Source organism: Streptomyces sp. CO7 (genome assembly GCF_053474865.1).
Window position 1 is genome coordinate 709098 of record NZ_JBRIOU010000004.1, and the last position, 5149, is coordinate 714246.

Consider the following 5149-nt stretch of genomic DNA (forward strand, 5'->3'; position numbering starts at 1 on the left):
CTCCACACCTCCCCCCGCCAGGAGGCGGGTCCCGCCCCCGCAGCGCGACACGGCTGCGGGGGCGGGCACGTTTCCGGCCCTTCCCAAGGGCGACGCGTCCGTGCCCGGGAGGCCGGAGGACTCGGGCATACGATGCCCGGACAGGAGCCACGGCCGCAGGAGGACGAACCGAGATGACCGACGACCCCCGCTTCACCGCCGGCTTCTGGGACGCGCGCTACTCCTCCGCCGACCGGCTGTGGAGCGGCGATCCCAACCCCGCCCTGGTGGACGAGGTGTCCGGGCTGACCCCGGGACGGGCGCTGGAGGCCGGGTGCGGGGAGGGCGCGGACTCGCTCTGGCTCGCCCGGCAGGGGTGGACGGTCACCGGGACGGACGTCTCGCAGGTGGCCCTGGACCGGGCCGCCGGGCACACCCCGCCGGAGCTGGCCGGGCAGGTCACCTGGCGGCGGGCCGACGTGCTGGACTGGATGCCGGAGACGGCGGCCTACGAGCTGGTGTTCTCCACGTTCCTGCACCTGCCGTCGCACGTGCGCCGCCAGGTGTTCGCGGGTCTCGCCGAGGCCGTCGCGCCGGGCGGCAGCCTGGTCGTGGTCCTGCACCACCCCCGGGACCTGACCGACGGCGCCGTGCCGCGGCCGCCGGAGCCGGACCTGTTCTGCACGGCCGACGAGCTGGCCGACGACCTCATCCCGGCCGGCGGCTGGACCGTGCACACCCGGGCCGCCCGGCTGCGGACGGTGACCCACGAGGGGCGCGAGGTCACCGTCCACGACGCGGTGCTGCGCGCCGAGCGCGCCGCCTGACGGTCCGGTCAGAAGAACTTCGCCCAGTCCTGGTCCCAGATCTGCTTGACGCACAGGACCAGGAAGAGCAGTCCGGCGACGGCCAGCATCACGTTGCTCGTGATCCCGTTGCGCCACTCGGCGGGCGTGCGGGAGGAGTTGAGCAGCCAGATCAGGGTCAGCGCCAGGAACGGCATGAAGGCCGCGCCGAGGACGCCGTAGAGGATGATCAGGCGGAACGGCTGGCCCTGGAAGAGCAGCACGATCGGCGGGAAGGTCAGCCAGAGCAGGTAGCCGCGGAAGGCCCAGGACTTCTCGCGGCGGCCCTCGGCGACCTCCTCGCCGGTGGCGGCCCGCTTGGTGCGGTAGCGGGCGGCGAAGTCGGCGAACATCAGGCTCACGCCGTGCCAGACGCCGATCAGGGAGGTGAAGGAGGTGGCGAAGAAGCCGATCAGGAAGAACTTGGCGGTGGCCGTCCCGTACTCCTCCTCCAGGATGTCGCCGAGCTGGATCAGCCCCTTGTCGCCGGAGGCGATCGCGATGCCCGAGGAGTGCAGCAGTTCCGCGCCCACGATGAGCATGGCCACGACGAAGATGCCGGTGGTGACGTAGGCGACCCGGTTGTCGAGCCGCATCACCTTCATCCAGCCGGTGTTGGTCCAGCCCTTGGCGTTCACCCAGTACCCGTAGGCGGCCAGGGTGATGGTGCCGCCCACGCCGCCGATGAGGCCGAGGGTGTTGAGGACGGAGTCCTTCCCGTCCGGGAGGACCGGCAGCAGGCCGGCGAAAAGTCCACCCAGATGAGGGACCACGCGGATCGCCAGGTAGACGGTGACCAGGAACATGACGCCCACCAGGACGGTCATGACCTTCTCGAAGACCGCGTACCGGTTGAACCAGACGAAGACCAGCCCGACCAGGCCGGTGGAGACCGCCCACCACTCCAGGTCCATCACGCCGGGGAACAGCGCCTGCAGGGGCAGCCCGCTCGACGACATGGCGGCGGCTCCGTAGACGAAGCCCCAGACGATCGCGTAGACGACGAAGAAGACGGTGGTCCAGGCGCCCAGTGACGCCCAGCCGTCGAAGAGGGTGCGGCCGGTGGCCAGGTGCCAGCGGCCTGCCGCCTCGGCCAGGGCGATCTTGACGACGCAGCCGATGACGGCGGCCCACAGCAGCGTGTAGCCGAAGTTGGCCCCGGCGACCAGGGTCGCCACCAGGTCGCCGGCGCCCACGCCGGTCGCCGCGACGACGATGCCGGGGCCGATGTACTTCCAACTCGATTTCCGGGGTGCGGTGTTGTTCGTGTTGTCAGCCATGGCGATCAACCTGGCCGACCCCGGGCGCACCGGCAAGGGGCACGGCAGGACGACGTCCGCCGCTCCCCCGGCCCCGCGGGCGCTACGCCTGCGCCGGCCCCGGCTTCCGCCCGCGGGCACCCTCGGCCTTCGCGTCGGCCTTCGCGTCCGCTTCCTCGTCGGCCTCCGTGTCGGCCGTCGCCTCGGCGTCCACGCCCGCGTTCACGTCCGCGTCCGTCTCCGCGTCGGCCGGCTGCGCGCCGCCCTCCTCGAAGTACGCGTCGAGGACGGCGTCCAGCTCCGTCTCCCAACGGGCGACGTCCGCGCGGGACTTGGCGTCGATCTCGATCCAGTACCACCGGCGGTCCGGGGTGTGCACGACGACCGTGTACCGCTTGCCGAAGCCCGAGGTCGACGTCTCCACGGCGCCGATCTCGTCCCAGCGGAACTCGCACTCCTGGTCGTCCAGGCACAGGCGGATGCCGGCGTGGTCGGCGACGAGACGCGCGCGGAAGTCCTTGGCCTCGAAGACCGGACCGTCCGGAACGGGCGCGGACGCGGAGGCGCCCTCGCCCAGGTCCTCGGCGTCCTCACCGGAGTCGGCGCCCTCGCCGGAGTCGTCGGCGGAACCCGCGGCGTCCGCCTCGGCGGCGTCCTCGTGCTCCGGCGCGGCGTCCTCCACGACGGCGTCGGCCTCGTCGGACGCCGCGCCGGGCACGGCGGCGTCCTCGGGCGCGCCGTCGGCCGTCGCCGGGACGGTGAGCCCTGGGATCAGGGCCGGGTCGACGGCGGCGGGCGGGGTCAGGGGCTTGGTGTTTGAACCGATGCGCTGCTCCACAGCCCGCAGTATGGTCCACGACCCCACCCCGCGGAAAACCTGTCGTCGCATCGTTACCGAGGAAGGTGGGTGCGGCCCGGGGGACTTACATGGCATCCGCGGCGAAACGGATGGCCCACTCCCGCGCCTCCTCGGCCGGCAGCGCGGCCCCTTCGGCCCTGGTCGCGCGGTACACGTCCTCCCCCAGTGCGGCCCGCAGCTCCTCCAGGCACCGCGCGGTGTCCAGGGCCGCGACCCGGTAGGCCGCGATGCGCGTCTCCTCGACGGGCCAGCGGGCCTCGGAGGCGCCGAAGAGGCGGGCGGCCTCGCGGTGGCGGCCGAGCAGCCAGGCGCAGTGGGCCAGCGTGTCGTGGCCCAGCGCGAGGGCGCGCGGGTCGGCGAAGTCCCGCTGCGGCTCGAGGACCCCGAGGACGTGCGCCAGTGCGCCGTCGGGCCCGGTGAGGCGCCGCTCGACGATCAGGGTCTTCGCCCGCACCCAGTGCAGGTAGGGGCGGTGCCAGCGCTCGTCCTGCTCCCGGGAGAGGCCGAAGGCGCGCTCCAGACGGACCACCGCCTCCTCGAGGCGGCCGGTCGCGCACAGCGCGCTGGCCAGGATGCTGAGCGCGTTCTGCTCGCCGTAGCGGTCGCCGGCCGCCCGCAGGTCGCGCACCGCCGCGCGGAAGGCGTCCAGGCTCTCCTCGACCCCGCCGCCGGTGAGCGTGGCCAGGGCGGTCACCGTGGTGGCCCAGCCCACCGACGCCTGGTCGCCGTCGGCCCGGGCCCGCCCGGCGGCCTCGGCGGCCTGGCCGGCGGCGGCCTCCAGGTCGGCGGGGAAGACGGCCAGGAAGGCGCAGGCCCACATGGCCCGGGTCCGTGCGGCCCGCACCGCCGGGTCGCCGTCCGCGGGGGCGGTGGCGGCCAGGGCGCGGCGCAGCCAGCCGACGCCCTGTTCGGCGGCGCCGGTGGCGGTCCAGTACCAGACGAGGCCGTGGGCGATGTCCAGGGCGGCGCGGGCCTGCGCCGGTTCGGCGCCCTCCCGCACCCCGTACTCCAGGGCCTGGCGGAGGTTGGGCAGCTCCCGCCCCAGTTCGCGCAGCCGGGCGGCCTGGCCCGGGCCCGCCCACCGTGCGTAGACCTCGCGCACCATGTCGCGGAACCACAGCAGGTGCCGGGTGCGGGCGTCGTCGAGGTCCCCGCCGCGGGCGAGCCGGTCGCGGCCGTACTCGCGGACCGTCTCCAGCATCGTGTAGCGGCGGCCGGCGCCGTCGCCGGGCTCGGTGAGCAGCAGGGAGTGGTCGATCAGACCGTCGACGGCGTCGAGCAGCGCCTCCGGGCCGCTCTCCTCGCCCGGGCGGGTCCCCTCGCCGGAGCCGGTCTCCGCGCCGGTGCGGGAGGCCTCGGCGGTGCGGGGGGCCTCGGCGGTGCGGGGGGCCTCCCACACGGCGTGCGCCGCCTCCAGCGATATCGAGCCGACGAACACCGACAGCCGTGCCCACAGCCGCTGTTCGGCGGGGGTGCACAGCTGGTGGCTCCAGTCGAGCATGGCGCGCAGCGAGCGGTGCCGCTCGGGCGCCACCGGGTCGCCCTTGCTGAGCAGCGGCAGGCGTTCGTCGAGGCGGTCGAGGAGCTGTCCCGGGGAGAGGGCGCGCAGCCGCCGGGCCGCGAACTCGATGGCCAGCGGGAGCCCGTCGAGGCGGCGGATGACGGCGCGGGCGTGCTCCACGTCGTCGGACGACCAGGCGGCGTCGGCCAGCAGGGCGGCGCGGTCGGTGAGTAAGGCGAGCGAGGCGTCCTCGGGGAGCGGCGGGACGACGTAGAGCCGTTCGGCGGCCGGGCCCAGCGGCAGCCGGCTGGTGGCGAGCAGGCGGACGCCGGTGGTGGAGGCCAGCAGCAGGTGGGCGAGCCGGGCGCAGGCGGCGGCGAGGTGTTCGCAGTTGTCGAGCACCAGCAGGATCTCGCGGCCGCGCAGGGCGTCGGCCAGGTGTGCCGTCGGCGTGGTGTGCGGGGGCACGGGCGCCAGGCCGAGTCCCTCGACGACGGCGTAGGGCAGGACGTCGGGGCTGGTGACCTCGGCGAGCTCCACCCAGCAGGCGCCGTCGCGCAGCAGCAGTCCGGCGGTGCGGGCGGCGCGCTGGGCGAGGCGGGTCTTGCCGACGCCGCCGACGCCGGTGAGGGTGAGCAGCCGGTGCTCGGCGAGCAGCCGGCACACCTCCTCCACCTCGTGGTCGCGGCCGACGAAGCGGGTGGGC

4 protein-coding genes are annotated in these 5149 nt (G+C 74.7%); 1 reads left to right on the forward strand and 3 read right to left on the reverse strand.

Annotated elements, in window-relative coordinates:
- Window positions 1–173: 173 nt before the first annotated feature.
- Window positions 174–806: a class I SAM-dependent methyltransferase gene (locus ACOV8S_RS16050; RefSeq protein WP_448318494.1), complete on the forward strand. Its 633-nt coding sequence runs from the start codon at window positions 174–176 to the stop codon at window positions 804–806.
- An 8-nt stretch (window positions 807–814) separates the two neighbouring features.
- On the opposite strand, the gene ACOV8S_RS16055 is transcribed toward ACOV8S_RS16050, so the two are convergent.
- From ACOV8S_RS16055 to ACOV8S_RS16065, 3 genes are all read right to left on the reverse strand, one after another.
- The gene (locus tag ACOV8S_RS16055; RefSeq protein ID WP_448318495.1) at window positions 815–2104 is read right to left on the reverse strand and encodes an Nramp family divalent metal transporter; all 1290 of its coding nucleotides are present in this window, start codon (window positions 2102–2104) and stop codon (window positions 815–817) included.
- 82 nt (window positions 2105–2186) lie between these two features.
- On the reverse strand, window positions 2187–2921 hold the full coding sequence (locus tag ACOV8S_RS16060) for a hypothetical protein (RefSeq protein ID WP_448318496.1): 735 nt from the start codon (window positions 2919–2921) through the stop codon (window positions 2187–2189).
- A gap of 85 nt (window positions 2922–3006) precedes the next feature.
- The coding region (locus tag ACOV8S_RS16065; protein ID WP_448318497.1) for an ATP-binding protein at window positions 3007–5149 on the reverse strand (2143 nt) is incomplete at its 5' end.